The 19065-nt window shown below is 58.7% G+C and carries 12 protein-coding genes and 1 pseudogene; 9 read left to right on the forward strand and 4 right to left on the reverse strand.

The window, feature by feature from the left end; genetic code table 11:
• The first annotated feature begins 587 nt into the window (after positions 1-587).
• Entirely contained in the window at positions 588-1466 is an 879-nt protein-coding gene (locus ACVWZ4_RS03485; RefSeq protein WP_456789978.1) for a 2OG-Fe(II) oxygenase, read from the forward strand.
• A gap of 281 nt (positions 1467-1747) precedes the next feature.
• Positions 1748-1915 (forward strand): hypothetical protein, encoded by a 168-nt coding sequence (locus ACVWZ4_RS03490; RefSeq protein WP_456789979.1) that lies wholly within the window; start codon positions 1748-1750, stop codon positions 1913-1915.
• 86 nt (positions 1916-2001) lie between these two features.
• Here ACVWZ4_RS03490 and ACVWZ4_RS03495 read toward each other — a convergent pair whose 3' ends face one another.
• Positions 2002-2400 (reverse strand): hypothetical protein, encoded by a 399-nt coding sequence (locus tag ACVWZ4_RS03495; RefSeq protein WP_456789980.1) that lies wholly within the window; start codon positions 2398-2400, stop codon positions 2002-2004.
• 238 nt (positions 2401-2638) lie between these two features.
• On the opposite strand from ACVWZ4_RS03495, the gene ACVWZ4_RS03500 reads away from it, so the two are divergent.
• The 6 genes from ACVWZ4_RS03500 (at position 2639) to ACVWZ4_RS03525 (ending at position 11327) form a co-directional block, all read left to right on the forward strand.
• The gene (locus ACVWZ4_RS03500; protein WP_456789981.1) at positions 2639-3499 is read left to right on the forward strand and encodes a YqaJ viral recombinase family protein; all 861 of its coding nucleotides are present in this window, start codon (positions 2639-2641) and stop codon (positions 3497-3499) included.
• Positions 3483-4670, forward strand: coding sequence for an ERF family protein (locus ACVWZ4_RS03505; protein WP_456789982.1), 1188 nt, complete (start codon positions 3483-3485; stop codon positions 4668-4670). Before ACVWZ4_RS03500 ends, ACVWZ4_RS03505 begins: the two co-directional genes overlap by 17 nt.
• Complete coding sequence (locus ACVWZ4_RS03510; RefSeq protein WP_456789983.1) at positions 4670-5239, forward strand: hypothetical protein; 570 nt, start codon at positions 4670-4672, stop codon at positions 5237-5239. The genes ACVWZ4_RS03505 and ACVWZ4_RS03510 overlap by 1 nt, the downstream gene beginning before the upstream one ends.
• A gap of 203 nt (positions 5240-5442) precedes the next feature.
• The gene (locus ACVWZ4_RS03515; protein ID WP_456789984.1) at positions 5443-5613 is read left to right on the forward strand and encodes a hypothetical protein; all 171 of its coding nucleotides are present in this window, start codon (positions 5443-5445) and stop codon (positions 5611-5613) included.
• A 1291-nt stretch (positions 5614-6904) separates the two neighbouring features.
• A complete protein-coding gene (locus tag ACVWZ4_RS03520) occupies positions 6905-7516 on the forward strand; it encodes a transglutaminase-like cysteine peptidase (RefSeq protein WP_456789985.1) in 612 nt (203 codons plus the stop codon).
• Between the two features lie 1546 nt (positions 7517-9062).
• Positions 9063-11327, forward strand: a complete 2265-nt coding sequence (locus ACVWZ4_RS03525) for a hypothetical protein (RefSeq protein ID WP_456789986.1) — start codon at positions 9063-9065, stop codon at positions 11325-11327.
• A gap of 1209 nt (positions 11328-12536) precedes the next feature.
• On the opposite strand, the gene ACVWZ4_RS03530 is transcribed toward ACVWZ4_RS03525, so the two are convergent.
• From ACVWZ4_RS03530 to ACVWZ4_RS03540, 3 genes and pseudogenes are all read right to left on the reverse strand, one after another.
• Complete coding sequence (locus ACVWZ4_RS03530) at positions 12537-12839, reverse strand: hypothetical protein (protein ID WP_456789987.1); 303 nt, start codon at positions 12837-12839, stop codon at positions 12537-12539.
• Between the two features lie 540 nt (positions 12840-13379).
• Positions 13380-14687 (reverse strand): annotated as a pseudogene (locus ACVWZ4_RS03535) (UDP-glucose dehydrogenase family protein).
• Between the two features lie 287 nt (positions 14688-14974).
• Entirely contained in the window at positions 14975-15394 is a 420-nt protein-coding gene (locus ACVWZ4_RS03540) for a hypothetical protein (protein ID WP_456789988.1), read from the reverse strand.
• Between the two features lie 461 nt (positions 15395-15855).
• Between ACVWZ4_RS03540 and ACVWZ4_RS03545 the strand changes: the two genes are divergently transcribed.
• A complete protein-coding gene (locus ACVWZ4_RS03545; RefSeq protein ID WP_456789989.1) occupies positions 15856-19041 on the forward strand; it encodes a hypothetical protein in 3186 nt (1061 codons plus the stop codon).
• Positions 19042-19065: the final 24 nt, after the last annotated feature.

Consider the following 19065-nt stretch of genomic DNA (forward strand, 5'->3'; position numbering starts at 1 on the left):
CCATCTTCGGAGTGTAAAAAAGAGTACTAGCGAGCACTCCACGCCGTGGGAGCCATCTCTAACTCGCGGATGCTTGGTCGGAGTGCCGATCGGCCTCATGCTGTGGGCTCTCATTTTGTGGCCTTTCTTGCGATAAGCGACCACTCGTGACCCGCCACAAAGAGCTACGCATTCTCTCCTCAGGAGCTGCAAAGGCCTTGTAACGTCCCGGCGCGAGCCGCTGATTGCGCCTTTGTATAATCCGAAAAATATTGGCTCCCACGCCTGCAAATGCGATCGCTACAACGAAATCGTCAGCTGGCCGACGATCATCTTTCCGGCCGCTCGCTCGTCGGTCATATCAGGCATTTCGTCCCTACCTCGAGCACGGACACAGCCGGTCACGGTAGCCGGCGACAATCGTCTCTCTAACGGCCCGCGCAAGTCGCTGGTCGCGCCTTAAGGTTAAATCGAAATCTCACTTGATGGATGATTGGTTTTAGCTCGTTCTATCAAAGCTGAAATGCCCGTATACTTAGCCAGTTCGTGTGCAGCGCGGCTGGCCCAAGATCGATTTTTTTCAGATCTAGAAAGGCACAGGGCGTGTCATGAGCTGTTGCGCAAGCGATTTTCAAGCTGATAAAGCCACGGGCGATTATGTGGTTTGCCATGGCGTTCGGATAAATCTCAACGAGATTCTCAACGAAGACATGCTGTCGACGGCGGGTATCAAGGCGATGCGGCAGCAATTCCTGACCAATACGCCATTCCCCCACCTCGTGATCGAACGTTTGTTCTCGCTGAAATTGCTCAAGCTGATGTACGCCGAATTCGACCATATGAAGTGGAATGATTGGCGTGTCGCGACGACGGCGGCAGAAATCAAGCGCGGTTCGCTGCCCAACGCGACGTTTGGCCCGGCTGCGCAGATCTATTTCCAAACGATTGCTTCCGGGCGGTTCATCGACATCCTGGAGCAGATTACCCGGATCGACGGTCTGGTTTGCGATACTGAGCTGTACAATGGCGGCTTGCACGAAATCCCGGACGGAGGTCATTTTCACGTCCATACCGATTTTACCCACCATCCGGTCACCAATCTGGACAACCGGTTGGTCTTGATTACCTACCTTAACGAAGGCTGGATCGAGGATGACGGCGGGTTGCTGCAACTATGGGACAAGGAGGCAAATGCCTGCGCCAGGAAAATTGTGCCCCTGATAGGACGCACCATCCTGTTATACCAGTCGGCGCTCAGTCTGCATGGCGTTAGTCCGACCACGAAAGCGCGCGGCGCCAAGCCGCGGCGTTCGGCCGCCTGCTACTATTATTCCAACGGTCGCGAAGACGGAAGCGAACACGCCAGCAATACGGGATATTTCCAGTCGAAGAATGACAACTTCCGTCTTAAGCAAAATGTGAACATGTTTATTCCGCCGATTCTGCTCGAACTAGTTCGGAGCTTTCGGGGACGTTTCTTCTCCTGATGCGACGTATGCCTTCCCAGTTATTTGTACGCTGCGCTTGAGCCCGGTCTTGTGGATTACGGAAAACCTCCGGGCGATCGATGCTTCAAAACCCGGTCAGTCCGGCAGCCGCGCGGTAGGCCGAAAAAATGTCCTTCTTTGCTCGAGCTTTTTGCGCACGAATTGAAGCGGACGCGAACCATTGTCGAAGACGGACAACGATTGCGTATTCAGACGGATATCATGCTGATCAAGCGGATAATCGATCTCGCGCCCTCAAGGGCAATTTGAGAGCCTTGAGGATGACGGTGGCGCTGGTCGAGCAAGTTCGTGAAATCGAAGGTGCAAAACTCCAACGCGATTATGACGCGATGTCGAGTGAGGAATTGATGGCCTATTACGCGCGACTTCGCGAAATCAGGCCAGCAAACCGCAATCGCATCAAGCAGGTAGAGAGTTCTTTTCCGTAGCCCAGAGATGGAGATCGCGCTTCATAACTGTCGAAGCCGGCTCCTGCGCAACGGAAATTCCGGAACGAAGCCAATTGGCTCCCGCGTCAACCTCGCTCAGTACGCAGGAATCGAAGCGCGCGCTTCTGCCTGGCCAAAGCAACGCGCTCATAGCGCTCGAGGCCGGCGAGATCTGTCGCGCGAACCTGGGCCGGTCGTTGCAGAAGCGCGGCCAAGATTCGGTGACGGATCGTGCGAATGCGTAACAGATCCAGTTTACAACGCGCGACGTCGACCACCTTGTCCGATGCGCCGTGCTGCCGAAGACCAGAGCCGATCGCGCCGCTCAGGCGCGCGATCTCCGCGTCATCGCTATCGCTGCGGGCGCGCGCCAGCCCATGGCGCAAGGCGTTGCGACGGGACCTTGCTTTTCCGCGCACCGTTTTCGGACCAGTACTGTGCATGGCGTTCGCTCGATTGGCTTCGATTTGTCGGATTGATGCCATTCCCGCAGCTCCGAGCTTGCGGCCTTCTGTCCGCTCCCAAGCTGGCTCCAAAGTGCCGTTGGATCAAGGGTTTACGGCCAAAATAGCAAGAATCTTGCTGCAGAAAGCACTGGCATTCCGCTGCAAAAGGAGCGTTACTGAATGGACCGGGCGCGACCGATCGCCCCGGTATCTCCCCTCGCCGTCGCGAGGCTTTTGGTGGTGCGGCCTGAGGCCGCGTCAGACCAAGGAGATACTGATGGCTACGATATCAGTCGATGGTGCCGAGGCGCCACATCGCAACCTCAAATTCAACCCCATTGACCGGCGGGCCTTTGTCGGCGGCTCGGACGCGCGCATCATCATGGGCGATGACCAGGACGACCTCATTCGCCTGTGGCGTGAAAAGCGGGGCGAAATCGCGCCGCAAGATTTGTCGGAAAATCTGGTGGTGCAGCTCGGCACCGTCACCGAGGAGCTGAACCGGACCTGGTACCAGCGCTGCACCGGCCAGGCCGTCATCGACGTTCAGAAGCGAGTGCGGCATCCCGTGCACAGCTGGATGGCGGCAACGCTGGACGGCGTGGTCGCGCAGACCGGTGCGGTGTTCGAGGCCAAGTTCATGCTGCCCTGGGCCTTTAGCGAAGAAGCCGCGGCCGACAAGCACATGGCGCAGCTGCAACACAACATGTGGGTGGTCGCGTCACGTTCCGCCGCGCTTTCCATCATCACCGGCGGTGGCAAATGGGTCGAGATCACCGTGCATGCCGACCCGCTGTACCAGCACCTGCTGCTGACCGCCGAAAAGAAGTTCTGGCGCTGCGTGCAGAGCGGCGAGCCGCCGACCCTGTTTGGCATTGAGACGCCGCGACCACGATTGACCGCCGTCACGGTGGTCGACATGACCTGCTCCAATCTTTGGGCCGACTATGCCGCCACCTATTTGCGCACCCGCGCTGCCCATGGCGAGCACGAGCTCGTCAAGCTCGAGCTCAAAAAGCTGATGCCCGAAGACGCCAAGGAAGCGATCGGCCACGGCGTTCGCGCCAAGCGCGCCAAATCCGGCGCGATCAGCTTTGATCCGGTCGAGATGGAGCACGTCCATGCACCAGGCCAGTGAACACATCGGTGCGATCGCAGCCGCGCTGGCGCGCGCGCAGGCCGAATTGACCAACCCGGAAAAGACCCTCACCGCTCAGATCCGCTCGCCGTTCCTGCGCGACGACGACCGGACCTTCCACTACGCCTCGTTGGCCTCCGGCCTCGACATCGTGCGCAAAACGTTGAGCCGGCACGAGATCGCCATCATCCAGACCACCCGGACCGACGTGATGACGGGCACCATCCACCTCACCACCCTGCTCGCCCATGCCTCCGGCGAATGGATCTCCTCGGATTGGCCGGTCTGTGCCAGCAAGGATGTCGAGGCGCCGCACCGCATGGGCGCCGCGCTGACCTATGCCCGGCGCTATGCCCTGTTCGCGCTGGTCGGGATTGCCGGCGAGGATGACATCGACGCGCCGGACGCGCTGGCCGGCCCGCCGTCCGCGGAGTCGCAAGCGCCGCCGAGCGCGAAGCCCAAGCCGGCCAAAGGCGTCTTGCATCACCCGCCGGTGCTGGGGCCGCTGCAATCCGCGGAGCTTCGGGATCAGCTGCTGCGCCAGCTCGTAGCGCTGCCTAGCGGCAGCGAGCTGCTCGTTTGGGCCAAGGCCGCCATTCCGCGCAAGAATACGCTGCTGGAGCCGGACGCCCGGATCGTCGAGGCCGCCTATCAGAACAAGCTGGGAGACGCCGCTCGTGCCACAGCCCACCCCTCCGATTCAAAGGCCGGCTTGGAACGAGCGCAAAACAACACGCCTGAGCCGCTCGGGGCAGCTCCTGCAAGCACCGAGGCCGCACTGCAGGCATCCCAGCCGCCCGCACATCAGCCTGAGCTCGCTTATCCCAAGGATCCACCCCGCAAGCGCAGCAAGGCCCACCTGTTGTTCGTGCGGGAGCAGCGCTGCCTTGTTTGCCAGCGCACCCCCTGCGATCCGCACCACCTCAAATTCGCTCAACCCAGGACCCTCGGCCGCAAGGTCAGCGACGAGTTCACGGTTCCATTGTGCCGCGCTCATCATCACGAGTTGCACCGGAAAGGCAACGAGCGCGCGTGGTGGGCCAATCTGCAGATCTCTCCCCTAGCCATCGCCCAGGAGCTGTGGGCGGCAAGTCCCGTCCACAATCCAACCGACGCCGGAATCGCCAGCGCGGCTCTGCCCACACATGTTAGTTCGGAGGCCTCGCCGTGATGAACAGGCCATTCCCGACCTCGCACCAGTTCACCGCGCTGCCGGTTGAGTTCGAGGCCTTGGCACCGCCGCCTTTGCTACTGCCAGGTGAGAGCCTCGAACATTACGAGCTGCTGCGACATGCGATCTTTGCCGACCTCGCGCCGCGATCGGCGATCGAATGGCTGCTCGCCATCGACGTCGCCGAACTCTCCTGGGAGATTCAACGGTACCGCGTGTTGCGCCATAAACTGCTTGAAACCTATCGCCAAAAGGCAATTGAGGCGGCCTTACGACGGATCGACTTGGCTGGAATCGTCTCCGAATGCCAAGAGGAGGCCGAGTACTACACGCTTCAAAACGCTCTGAGCTGGCGGATTGATCCAATTGCGACAACCGAAATCGAGACGCGTCTTGCTACTTACGGCTTCGATCAACACGCCATCACCACGGAAGTTTACGTCCAGGCGCGCGAGATGTTCGTGCTGTTCGAAGGTCTGCTAAACGCCGCACAAACAAAACGCGTGCTGTTGCTTCGCGAAATTCGAAACACGCGCCTCGCAACTCGATCGATTGATTTACGGCGCTGAAAGATCAAACGGGCGTTCCTGGCCCGACTGGAACCCCGGAATGATGGCGTTTCCTCTATCTGGAGCGATATGCGTCAAACCCGGCTTGTCGGTATCGATCGGAACCAAAGAATTTTTCCGCCGATTAACCCATGTTAATTTAACGATCGTCAATCTGCTGCTTTTTCCCGGCAATACCATGGCCCCGTTGGGAGGGTAGAGTCATGTCGAAAATGACGCAGTTGCTTATATCCGATCACGACATCGAACATCGCCGAATTGCCGACCGTGTGTTCGAATGTGTGCTGATATTTGACTTGCTGAGTACGACCGGGCTGTGGATGTATTTTCTTGGACGGGAGCTCTGGACGCTCGCCAGTTGGTATGTCGGATAATTCTCGCGACCGACGGTGTGGCACCCGACCCTATTGCATGTTGATCTATCGTGTAGAACGCCCGGCACCATCGCCCTTGGGCTCGTCAAGGCGAGGGCGCTCGACCGCCTTGTCGGCAAGGTGACTGGCGGGTCGGCAAAAGACAAAGAGACTGAAGGCGGATCTTGCCGTTCTTGTCGTGGTGCCTAGCCGCGGAGCCTCTGCCGAGCGTCCAAGCGGTGCGGGATTCATGCTGATGTTAGTGGGCCCGCCCGCTACGGAGGCGCGCCTCAAATCCTAGAGGCGCTTTCCGCACCCGCACTCGAACATATGATTGATGCGTCCGGTCTCAGAGTGTGACCCGTCGTGGGCCATACGATCCTTTCTAATGCGCCTCTGGTTAGAAAGTAATACCGGATCGATCTCGGGGCTAATATAACTCTGTGCAAAATGGTGGGTTGTTGGGCATCATCGAACAGAACAGTGATGCGGTGCGAGGGCTTTCGGCGACGATCATACCGGCCTTGTCACCGTGTTTCGGGCAACGAATTCTTACCAGGGTCGCGGCCTGCGGCCTCGATCAGCACGCCACCAGCACCGAAGTATCTACGTCCAGGCGCGCAAGATGCTCATGCTGTTCGAATTGCCATGACTTTCTCAGGCAGGGCCCCGGTGCCATCCGTAGCTCAATATGCCAGCTGAACCGATGTTGTATGCGATCGAAAATGACGGCGTCGGTGCCGAACATGATTTGCGGCAGAGTAAGCAACTTGCCTAACGGGCTCGGATCCGGCTGCGAGCAGGAGCCCACCCAGCGCGTCGCTCTCTTCGGCCCGCCAGCCTGAAGCGGTCAGTCGAACGCGGCATGGCCGCCGATAGATCCCGGCACTGTCTCGTTGCCGGTGTTAGCGATTGTGGGCGAAAGATCGAGGCCGGTATCATTCGATCGTAAAGGAGCACCTGCGACTTGCGCCTTGATGGTCGCGGTGAGCCCGCCGAAACGGCTTGTGCGAGTGTCGTCAGTCATGACCGGCGCAGAAGGTGGCTTGCGGCACATAAATTGCGGCAGATTTGGTAGTTACCGCTGCGCCTTCTTCTCCCACCAGACCACCGAGGCCTGCAACGAGCGCATCGCGCGATCGCACGAACACTTGGCGAGCCAATCGGCTGAGTTGTCGCATGTCACCATGGATTACTCCATCTCGTTTTGGCCAGTACCCCATGATCGCCGTGTCGTCCGACGCCGATCAATCCACCAGGATTCAGGAACGCTCCTCCGAGTTTGCGCCGCGACCGAAATTTAGAGTGAAGTATGCGCAGTACGCCGGTTTCGGCCGCGATTGCAGCCACGGCGATCGTGACCGCCTCGCCGTCAGCCCACGCCGGATTGTTGGGCGCGCCGATCGGCCTGCTGTCGGCGATCCAGCGCATCAAGTTTGAGGCGCCGGCGCTTGCTCCGATGGCACACACCATGTTTTGCCTGCGTTACAAGGACGAATGCCGCCCTCGTCCGCTGTTCCGCGGCGGCCCGATCCTCCTCACCGAAGCGCGATGGGCCGATCTGAAAAACGTCAATCTGGCCGTGAACCGCGCCATCATTCCAGAACGGAATGAGCTTGGCATGGCGGGGGAGACCTGGCTCATTGATCCGGAGCGCGGCGACTGCAACGACTACGCGGTCACCAAGCGCCACAGGCTTCTGACGCGCGGCTGGCCCGCGCGGACGCTGCTGCTCGGCGAGGTCGAGATCCCTTCGGGCGAGCATCATCTGGTTCTGCTGGTACGGACCAAGAGCGGGGATTTAGTGCTAGATAATTTGAGCCCGCAGATCAGGCCATGGTCGCTCGCGCCCTATCGCTGGGTCCGAGTACAGTCGCCGGGCAATCCGCGATATTGGACCACCGTCGCACAGCGCGGGCTGTAGAGCTTGTCGCTTGTTACCCTCCCGGCCGATCATGACGCGGAGGTAACTGCTCCAGCACCATCTGCACGTTGACTAATCATAGCGCTCAGGCGATTTGGAAACTTGAATTCGCGGATCGCCGCGGCACCCCACTCATCAGGGATACTCGGCGGTCTGATGGCAAGGACTCCGTGAGCGTCTGGTATTCCAGGTGAGCGGCAGGACCGGACCCTTATGGCGGTTTTATGCCCACCTTGCTCGGCTGCCTTTGCGGAGCGCTCAGTCCTCCCAGAGGCGCTTTCCGCACCCGCACTCGAATATGTGAGTGATGCCTCCGCTCTCTGAATCCACCACTGCCCGTAGAAGCTTCATTTTCTTACCGCAGATCCGGCAGGTTCGGCTTGAGTTGTCCTCGACGATGCAAATCTTCTCCGCGCGAAATATCTCCATGGATCCGTCCCTGTCCAAAGTGACCGTCGTGAAAATTACAAAGCTTTTGAAGCAGGGAAGATGGAAGAACTGCGTACGAAGGTACGAAAAATTTGCGACCGTCCACAGAATAAATAATGGCACGTCAGGCAGCCTTACGACCCTTTTATTAATTAGGTACCTCGTTGGGGGTAATACCTTATCAGATCTAGGGGCTACTATAATCCCTGTGCAAAACAGTTGGTCGTTGGGCCCCCATCGAACATAACAGTGATGCCGCTTGTGCGAGCGCTTTCGGCGACGACGCCAGCCTTGTCAGCGAGGTCCGGGCAACGACTCCTTCCGAGTTCGCTGATCTTCGCGTCCCGACTGCAATCCTGTCTATCATAGAATCCATGGTTACGCCTCGCGCAAAGAGAGCAGATCATCATAGTGGTAGGTAGCAAGTAGCAATTTTACTTATATCTACCACTGATTGCGCAAGCCCGCACTGACTATTAAAGCCGCGCCGCTGCTCGTCAGCTGGAATAGGTTTTCGCAGGCGGGTTCGCCAAGCCTTGCACCCTAATCGAGCACCGAATAGCTGCTACGATCGATGTCCCCGGGGAATCCAAAGCTACCGAGTCTTGCGCCGAACCTTCCGGGTATCAGCAATAGGCGACTGAGGCGGCGTATCGACATGCTCATACCAACTACACTGGCGCGCATCATCAAACCTGAATTACCTGGATCCGTCTGCCCCCGTAGGACTACGGAGCCCCCTGCATTAGCAATATCCCATCGAATTTGAACGTCGCGATCGTTCCACAGCAACTGTGCGGCCGGAGCTCAGACGCGATGCTAAACGCACGTCACGTCACGTCACGTCACGTCACGTCACGTCAGATGAGCAGCATAACTTTGCCGCAATGCAAATCAAAATCCTTTTCTTTACAAGCCTTGCCGGCAACAAGCGATCGTCGCGGCGTCGGGTTGTCGACCTTTCCGCGATGCTGCGCGCAAGCATGCTGAAATGCCGGCACCCTGACTGCTCTTTTGATCGCTCGCACACGATGCCGTTCATGAAAAAGAACTCCGGTCGACGAACGATCGCCTGTAACAATACACTCCAGCAACCCAATTATTCATCCGAGGTGTCATGTCGTCTCAATCCACTCCGCAGTTCGTCACCAAGACTGCGACTTCCGCATCAGCGTTCATCGACTCGATCGGTGTCAACACACACCTCGCTTTCGACAGCTCACCTTATTCCAATATCAGCGAGGTCTCGGCCTCGCTGAATTATCTTGGTGTCCACAACGTCCGAGACAATCTTTACACTACGACGCTCGCCTCGAGCGGCTTCGCTACACTTGCCGCGCGAGGCTACAAATTCGATTTTGCCGCGGCTTTGTCGAGTAACCGGACGATCGATATGTCCAAGTTCATCTCGGCTCTCGACAGCTACGCGAGCCAGTATCCTGGCAGCGTTCGGGCGATCGAAGGTCTGAACGAAGTCAATAACTGGACGCCAACCTATAAGGGCGTGACCTCAATTGCCTCGGGCGCGGAGATCCAGAAGCAGATCTTCGCAGCCGTTAACGCCGACCCGCTGCTGAAGGACATTGCGGTCTACAACGTGTCGATCGGGTCCACCGATACCAACCAGTTCAACCAGCTCGGCAATCTCTCGAACTACACAGACTACGCGAACGAACATGCCTACGTCATGTCGACGACCAACATTTCCAGTGGCCTCGACTATCTGCTGTCGTTCGCGCAAATCAGCGCGCCGGGCAAGCCGACCGTCATCACGGAAGCCGGCTACACCACTCTGTCGAGCTCTTGGTACGACGGCGTCGATGAGGCAGTTCAGGCGAAATACACACTCAACACGCTGATGGACGCCTATCGGAAGGGCGTCTCCAAGACATACCTATACGAGCTTTTGGACGAGTCGAATCTGGGCGCCAGCAATCGGCAAAGCCATTTCGGTCTATTCCGCGCCAATGGCACGCCGAAGCCGGTTGCGACCGGAATTCACAATCTGACGCAGATCCTTCAGGACACGGGACGGTCCGCTAGCGCCGCCTCGAACAGCCTGACCTATGCGCTGGCCGGCGCCCCCACCACGTCACACGACATCGTGCTTGCCAAAACCAACGGCAGCGTGGACCTCGTGCTGTGGGCCGAGCCGGTGCTATGGAATCAGAACACTCACAGCGAGGTCCGGGCGACCATATCGCCGGTCACAGTAACATTCGACAAGGCCGAAGCTTTTGTGAAGGTCTATGATCCGATGCTGGGTACCGGCCCGATCGCGACCTATGCCAATGTCAGCAACATCCATGTCGGCATCTCCGACCATCCACTGGTGATCGAGGTGACGCCGGCCCTCAAGGCCGTATCAGCACCACCTTCGCCGCTCCTGTCCAGGACGACCAGCTCCTACGTCGGTGGAGTTCTTTCGACCGAAACCACAACGTATGCGGCTGGCCAGAGCGACGCGTCTGCCGCCCAGTCCACGAACGGATCTGGCACGATGACGCCGTCGACCCCATCAGCGACCAAGCCGATCCTCACCATCGCGGATAGCTCGCTCGCGGTGGCCGGAAGAGGCGGCAAGGTCGACCTTGGAACCAAGGTGACAACGACCGATTCCAACGATCATGTGACCGTCAACATTTCGGGGTTGCCGAGATATGCATCGATCACTGACAGGCTCGACGGTCAGGCGTTTCGCGGAAACAACATCACGCTGACGGCTGCGCAGGTCGACAGCGGACTGGAACTGACCTCGTACTATCGCGGCGGAGGCCATCCGGTTGGGACACTTACGTTGACGGCAAGTGCCAAGGATCCGTCAACGGGCGCGGTTTCGACCGCTTCGCCGCAAATCATCACCATGACGGATCCTCGACCCGCGGCCCTGGCGACCACCACATCCTACCACAACCACCATCACAACCACCACAGCCACAGCCACCACAGCCACGACAGCCACAGCCACCACAGCCACAGCCACCACAGCCACAGCCACCACAACACCGTGGCGGATCATCAGCCTGCTGCCAGCACGGCGGTCGTGACCCCGACGTCCCCACAGACGATCGACCTTGCGCATCATCCGGAGACGACCGCTGCAAACACGGGGTCCTTGGCCAGCCGGGGCTTTGCGCTACTCCAGCAGCATTTCGATCCGGCCGCCAGTCTGGAAACGACCGCGCCGCAGTCGATCACTGCGGCAAATCATCCGGTTGCGGCCGGTACGGCGATGGCAGCTCTGGCCAGCCAGAGTTTTGCGTTGTTGAACCAGTATCTGGCCGGTAATACCGAACGGGCGGATGCCGGACACATCGTCACGGCTGTGTCGCAAGCGATCGGTTTCGATCACGAACCATTGCTGGCTCAACCGCACCACTAATTCCTCGCCGTACCCTGGCTTAGCCGATGCGGCGGCCTATTTCGCCGAAGGCGAGCTCGACCATCACGCGCACAGGACGCGCGAAATACAAATCAAAAACATAACTCTGAGCAGAATTCGGCCCACTGTTGCACATTGGAACGTGGCTGAAGGCTGAAGCTGGATTTGGTAAACCTCGACGGTCAAAACCGGTGCAGCGGGCCTTCGGATACGTCGGTGTTGGAGCTGATCAGCATCAGGGAGGCGGACAGGCGGCAGGTGGAGCGGGCGGCCCGATCCAAAAATCAGTCTTCGGCGCTGGCGCCGGCCAAGCGGAAGATAGTATCGAGTGCCCAGGCAATGGCCGCGACAATGTTGACCAGATCGTCGGCATCGCCTGGCGGGTACGACGGCGTTGCGTGAGGGGGCCGTTACGTTGTTTTCGAGCATCTGCGCTCACTTTTCAGCGCAATTGGACCTGCTGCGTCCAAATGGCACGGTTAAGAAACACAAGTCACGCTCGCCGCCAGTGCAGCAAAAAAGAGACGGATGTTGAGTCCGACAGGCACTCTGTCGTGCCATTCGCGAGATTTTCCCGACCTAGAGCCCACATTGCCTCTCGCAATAGCGGCGACCAGAGTCCGGCTCCGCCATTCCAGCAAGGCTGACAAAATGGCCCTGTCGGAAGCGGGCTTAGGGATAATGCAGGATTTATCGACCTCCTGAATCGATCGGCTTTTCCGGAGAACCTGGCCCGGAACCAGTCGCGCCGATCGGCAGGCCGTTAGAGGCGTGTCCGACTCCGACGCCTGGACCGCCCACCGCGCCGGCGGCAGCCGAACTGTTCGGCCCTGCCGTGTTCGTACCTGTTGTGGCCGCTTTCTGCTCGGCGGAGACAGTGTTGGCCGTCGACGATTGTGTGGTCGTCCTAGCTGGGGCTTGCGAAGGCTGGGTCGAGCCCGAGGTCGCGCCAATGCTCTGGTTGCCGGAGGACGCTGCCGGCGCGGTGCCTTGTCCGATTGGATTGGAGAAAGGAGCACTGCTAGGATTGGTAGAAGTAGCGGCGGTTCCGTTCGTACCTAAGGAGGTGCTCGCGTTTGATGTGCCGGCTGCGCCGCTGCTGCCGCCGCCGGCACCTGCAGCGCCAGCACCGCCGCCACCTTGAGCAAGCGCCGCCGTCGAGAGGGCTGCACTTGTAATGGCTGTCAGGATTGTCCTACGGATCATGATTTACTCCCTTGTTCGAGAGGGACAACCACAGCCTTCGGACGTTAGTTCCTCATTCGCGCCACGGTGCTTTGCCATTAGCTCGCGCATCCGTATGGAGCAGCCATCTTGACACAGCAGCTCTTCGAACTCGAAAGTCTCTTCCGGGGATAATCCGGCGAGAACGACCATGCCTTTCTTGTTGATGCCGAACCGGAAATCTTCGCCCCTCGAGCGCAAACGGCAGTCGATGGTCAGAGCTCCTAGCTTTTGAATCACCGCGCCGCGCAACGGGAATTTCTGGCACATCAGGCGAATCAGCAGCACGATTACGATGGTGGAGGTGCCCGTCGAGCTCTTTCAGCACGGCGCAAGATTGCTCCATCCAGCAAGTGGAGCAGCTACGCGACCAAAGGCCCAGTCTAAGCGGGAGACGTCCTCTAATCTCGATCTCACCAAAGCTTGGTTGTACGCGGCTGCGCTCATGAGCTCGCGATGGCACCATGTGAATGAGTTGAGCCCGTCGAGAATTCCTAAGCCAAACTACTCATCAAGTGAGATCGCGTTGTGAGAAGCAGTACATTGCCGAAGCGGCCCGAACTTGGCCGGACCCTGGGAGTACTATCAAGAATATTTGTGGAGTTCGACTGCATCTACGATGTAGATCGGTTACACGACGCGGTCACCTGGCTTTGACGCCCCGCTGCGGCATAACGCTGCACACACACATACACCGATCCGTAATTCTCTGCATCCGAGCCTCTACTATGCGATCCGGAATGTAAGCCCCGTCCTGACCAAGGCTTTTTCCCGGGCTGCAATGGCGCGGATATCACATTTGCCTGGTCTACCCGGGGATTGCCGAGCCTACGACGCTCGCCCAACGCTCTCATAGACGAAACCGGCCGCAGCCATTTCTTCGGGACGGTAGATGTTGCGCAGATCGACAATGACGGGCCGCACCATGGTTGCCTTCAGCCGGTCCAGATCCAGCGCGCGGAACTGGGTCCACTCGGTGACGACCACCAGCGCGTCGGCGCCCTCGGCGCAGGAATAGGCATCCTCGCAATAGGTGATGCTGGGCAGCTCGCTTTTGGCCTGCTCCATGCCGACGGGATCGAACGCCTTCACCTTCGCGCCCATGTCGAGCAGGCCGGTGACCAGCGGGATCGACGGCGCATCGCGCATGTCGTCGGTGTCGGGCTTGAAGGTGAGGCCGAGCACCGCGATGGTCTTTCCGCGCAACGAGCCACCGAGCGCCTGGCTCACTTTTCGCGCCATCGCGCGCTTGCGGTTCTCGTTCACGGCCAGCACGGATTCGACGATGCGCAAGGACACATCGTAGTCCTGCGCGATCTTGATCAGCGCCTTGGTGTCCTTCGGGAAACATGAGCCGCCGAAGCCGGGACCGGCGTGCAGGAACTTGGTGCCGATCCGGTTGTCCAGCCCAATACCGCGCGCGACCTCCTGCACGTTGGCGCCGACTCTTTCGGAGAGATCGGCGATCTCGTTGATGAGGGTGATCTTGGTCGCGAGAAACGCATTCGCCGCGTATTTGATCATCTCGGCGGTGCGGCGCGCGGTGAACATCAGCGGCGCCTGGTTCAGCGACAGTGGGCGGTAGATGTCGCCCATCACCTTGCGGCCGCGCTCGTCGGAGGTGCCGACGACGACGCGGTCGGGGAACTTGAAGTCGCGGATCGCGGCGCCCTCGCGCAGGAATTCCGGATTCGAGGCAACGACCACGTCAGCCCCGGGATTGGCTTCGCGGATAATGCGCTCGACCTCGTCGCCGGTCCCGACAGGCACGGTCGACTTCGTCACAACGACGGTGAAGCCGGACAGCGACTGCGCGATCTCCTTGGCGGCGGCGTAGACATAGGAGAGATCGGCGTGACCGTCGCCGCGGCGCGAGGGCGTGCCGACCGCAATGAACACGGCATCGGCATCAGCGACCGGCTTCGACAAATCCGTCGGGAAGTCGAGGCGCTTGGCCTTCACATTGGCTGCGACCAGCTCGTCGAGGCCGGGCTCTTAGATCGGAATCTCGCCGCGATGGAGCGCCGCGATCTTCTTCTCGTCCTTGTCGACGCAGGTGACCTCGTGACCGAAATCCGCAAAGCAGGCGCCGGACACCAGTCCGACATAGCCCGTGCCGATCATCGCGATGCGCATGAAAAACTCTTTCCGTTGACGACGGATGTTCCGCTGAACACCCTAAATTAGACCATTTTACTACCAGACCGCGCGCCAAACATTAGGGCAAGTTACTGCTCGATCCGAGTAAACCTTAGCGGGCCTCGCGTGCGGGCGAGCGCGTCGAGACGGCCTGAAATGGATAACAGGCAATTGTGGCGAGCTAGGTATACGTGGTCGAGGCGGCGATGAGACGACTCAGCTCCGAGAGATGCCGTCGGCCCACAATGGGCGGCCAAGGTCCTGTCCTGCTCGTCGACACATACCTATTCGGCATGACTGATGGCGCCGACCACGAGTGGCGCGTCCGGCCGCGAGATCGTCACTACCTGAACGGTGGATGTGCCAACATCGTGACGATTCTTGCCCACGACCACGAGTGTGAACGTGTCTGTCCCATTGAAGTCCGGCTCGGCGTAATAGCGAAAGCCCGGGCCGACTAGGACCAGTTCGCCACTCCTTGGCTTGTCGGCAACCGAGATACTGTAGATCTGCATCGTCGACCATCGTAGGCCCTGGATACAGTCGGCGCCCGGTGCGATCGTCATCGACCATTCTATGGTGTCGCCGGCAAGCTTATATGGCTTGATGTCGTGCAGGCAGTTCGGCGTGGCATTGGCGACCGGCGCCGATGCAAGGCTACCCAACGCGGCGACAAGGAAAGCGTAAATCGAGAGATTTGACATGGCGCGGTCCTCAAGCCTTGTGTTCGGCTTGAAGATGAACGAGCGAGCCTGAAGCTTTGTTAAGACCACACTGGCGGAAGCGGCGCATGGTTAACGAGCCCGTTTACACTCTTTCCACGACCAGAAATCGGCTCGCCAAAGTTAAAATGGCAGACCAAGGGCCTCACGGCGGCGGCTGACGATTTCGGATCGCTACGCGCACGTCGCCGCATCGACCTGTAGATTCCATTGCTTCCTTCGAGCGTGGTGATCATTTCGTGAATAAAACTTCGTACCGCCAACTTCTGTAACGCAAGGCAGAAACTCGGCCGCGCGATTGCCAAGAGGTAAGCAACCACCGACCCACTGCCGCGATGTCAGCATCACGTAAGACTCTGCACGCAGAGAAGACAACACATCTCGTTCGACGTCATCTTCCATCCCCGCAATTCTACGGTCTTCACGACGAGAGTCGTAGAGAGGTGGCGAATTGCAATCCTCTCGCTAAGCGACGCGCAGATATCATTCCTGAACAAGAACTCACCATCTGCCAAAATCGCTGCTCGCAATTTTACTCAATCAAGAACCTGCCTTTAAAGCGGCGCGTGAATGCTTGTTTCCAACAACAAGCATTCCTTTGGGGCGTCATGTCTACTCAAACAACTCTTCAGTTCGTCACGAAGACCGCAACCTCGTCCATCGCGTTCATTGACTCGATTGGCGTCAACACACATCTTGCAACGCCAAACACGCCTTACGGTAACGTTTCGACGGTCGCGAGCGCTCTCGGCTATCTCGGCGTCGACTATATCCGCGACAACATCTCGACCACAGCTCTTGGCACAAGCAGCTATTCCGCGTTGGCTGCGGCGGGCTATAAGTTCGACTTCGTTGTGACGCCAGCGTCAAATGGCACGGTCAATATTTCGCAGACCATCAGCACGCTGATCAATGATGAGGCGCAGTACAAAGGAAGTATCGCCGCCATCGAAGGCCCGAACGAAGTGAACAACTGGATGGTGAGTCTCGACGGCACGACGAAGTCGATCGCCGCGGGCGCGGAACTTCAGGAATTGCTCTATACGGCGGTCAAGGGAACCGCTTCGCTCGCGAGCATCCCGGTTTACAACGTCTCGATCGGATCGACTGATTCGAGTCAGTATGCTCAGCTTGGAAATCTTTCTAACTACACTGACTATGCCAATGAGCATGCATACGTCATGTCGACGACCAACATCTCGGCAGGTCTCGATTATTTGCTCGGGTTTTCACAGATCAGCGCGCAGGGAAAGCCGACGGTCATCACGGAGACCGGCTACACCACGTTGTCGAATGTTTGGTACAACGGTGTCAGCGAGACAGTTCAGGCGAAGTACACTCTGGACACACTGATGGACGCCTATCAGAAAGGTGTTGTTCAAACCTACCTCTACGAACTCTTCGACGAGCCGAGCGCAGGCAACACCTCGTCCCAGGCGCATTACGGCCTATTTAATGCCGACGGAACGCCAAAGTTGGCAGCGACCGCCATTCATAACCTTACGCAAATTCTGCAGGACAATGGCACCTCCGCAAGTACGGCGACGGGTAGCCTAACCTACGCTCTGTCAGGAACTCCATCGACCTCGCACGACATGGTGTTGGCCAAGAGCAATGGCAGCGTCGATCTCGTACTCTGGGCCGAACCCGTTCTTTGGAATCAGACAACGCAGAGCGCAGTGCAGGCGACCTCGTCGCCGGTCACCGTGACGTTTGGCCAGACAGAGGGCTTCGTCAAGGTCTACGACCCACTTGTCAGCTCCAACCCGATTGCGACCTACGCCAATGTCAACAGCATTCAGGTCAGCATCTCCGACCACCCACTGGTGATCGAAGTCACACCGGTTATCAAGGCCGTTTCGGCGGGGCTCGCTTCGACAGGGTCAACGACAAGCAGTTCTTACGTCGGCGGCGTGCTGGCAAGCCAGACGATTACGTTCGCCTCCGGCTCCAGCGACGTGGCTGACGTCAAGACCTACACAAACGGCATGGTGACACGCGAGACCGTCACACACGCCGACAATTCCAAGGATGTCTATATCTATAACGTTCAGAATCAGGCCTACACGACGGAACACGATGCTTTTGACACCACCGGCGCGCTGACGGCCATGATACGCACTCATGCTGACGGGACATTTTCTTACTTCTACAATGTCGCCGCGGACGGAACGAAGACGACCGACCAGTATAATGCGGCCGGCCTCATCGTCTCCGAAACCATCCTGCATGTTGATGGTTCGTCGGACGTCAAGACCTACACGAACGGCGTCATCTCGAGCGAGACGGTGAAGAACGCCGCGGCGTCATCTGTCTCTTCCGTCATCAGCGGATTCACGAACGGAGTCCTTGCTACTCAAACGAAAAAGTATGCAGCCGGCACGGGACAGAGCTTCGAAGTTACGACGTACACGAACGGGGTCCTGACCAAGAATGACATCGTTCACGCGGACAATTCGGAAGATGTGTTCTATTACGGTGTTCAGGGAAAGGACTTCGTTGCGGGCCACGACAGCTACAACACGAGCAGGGTTCTGACCTCCTCCGTGCACACACACGCCGACGGCTCACTCGCCTACTCCTATACGCTCGCGGCCGACGGCACCAAGACGACCGACCTTTACGACGCCACAGGCAACCTGACCTCTGACAATGTCGTACGAACCAACGGCTATTCTGAGACGAAGACCTACGCGGGCAACGTCATCACCGCCGATGTAATCAAATATGCTCCAGGTGCGGCCGACATCAGCGATGCCAAGGTCTATGCCGCAGGCGTTCTTACGTCGGACACAATCGTGCATGCCGACAAATCCAAGGACGTCTACCTGTCTAACGTCCAGGGCAAGACCTTTATCACGGAGCACGACGTTTACAACACGACCGGCGTGATAACGTCGACAGTTCGTACTCACACAGACGGTTCTCTAGACTATTCCTACTCGCTCAAGTCCGATGGCACCAAGGTCACCGACCAATTCAGTGCGACCGGTAGCCTCACCTCCGACTCTGTGGTCCACACCGACGGTTCTTCCGAGGTCAAGACCTTTGCCAACGGCTCGCTGACGAGTGACGTGGTCAAATATGCCGCGTTAGCCGCCGACATTAGCGATAGCAAGACCTACACGGCAGGGGTGCTCACAAACGAGACTATCGTCCATGCGAGCAAAGCCAAGGACGTCTACGACTGGAACGTCACTGGGAAGAGCTACATCGCCGACCATTTCCAGTACGACACGAGCGGACGGCTGACAACGACGGATCTGACCGACGCAGGCGGGTCGCACGCCCAGACGGCCTCCCTGACCGGCGTCAGCCTCACCTCGACCACGGCTGTGGCGGATACGCTCACCGCCGCGAGCGCCGGCGGCGACAGTTTCATCTTCAAGCCAAACTCCGGCAACGACGCCATCGTTGGCTTCCACGCCGGCAATGCGGCGAACCACGACACGATCATGATCGACAACTCGGTGGTCAGCGACTTCAGCCACCTCACCATGCAGCAGGTCGGCAAGGACGCGCTGATCACGCTCGATGCCCATGATTCGATCCTGGTAAAGAACGTGGCGCTCACCACCCTGACCAGCGCGGACTTCCAGTTCTTCGCGCACCACGACCTGGCGGTATAAGCCGCCCTTCAGAACCGATTGGAG

Source organism: Bradyrhizobium sp. USDA 4472 (genome assembly GCF_054058595.1).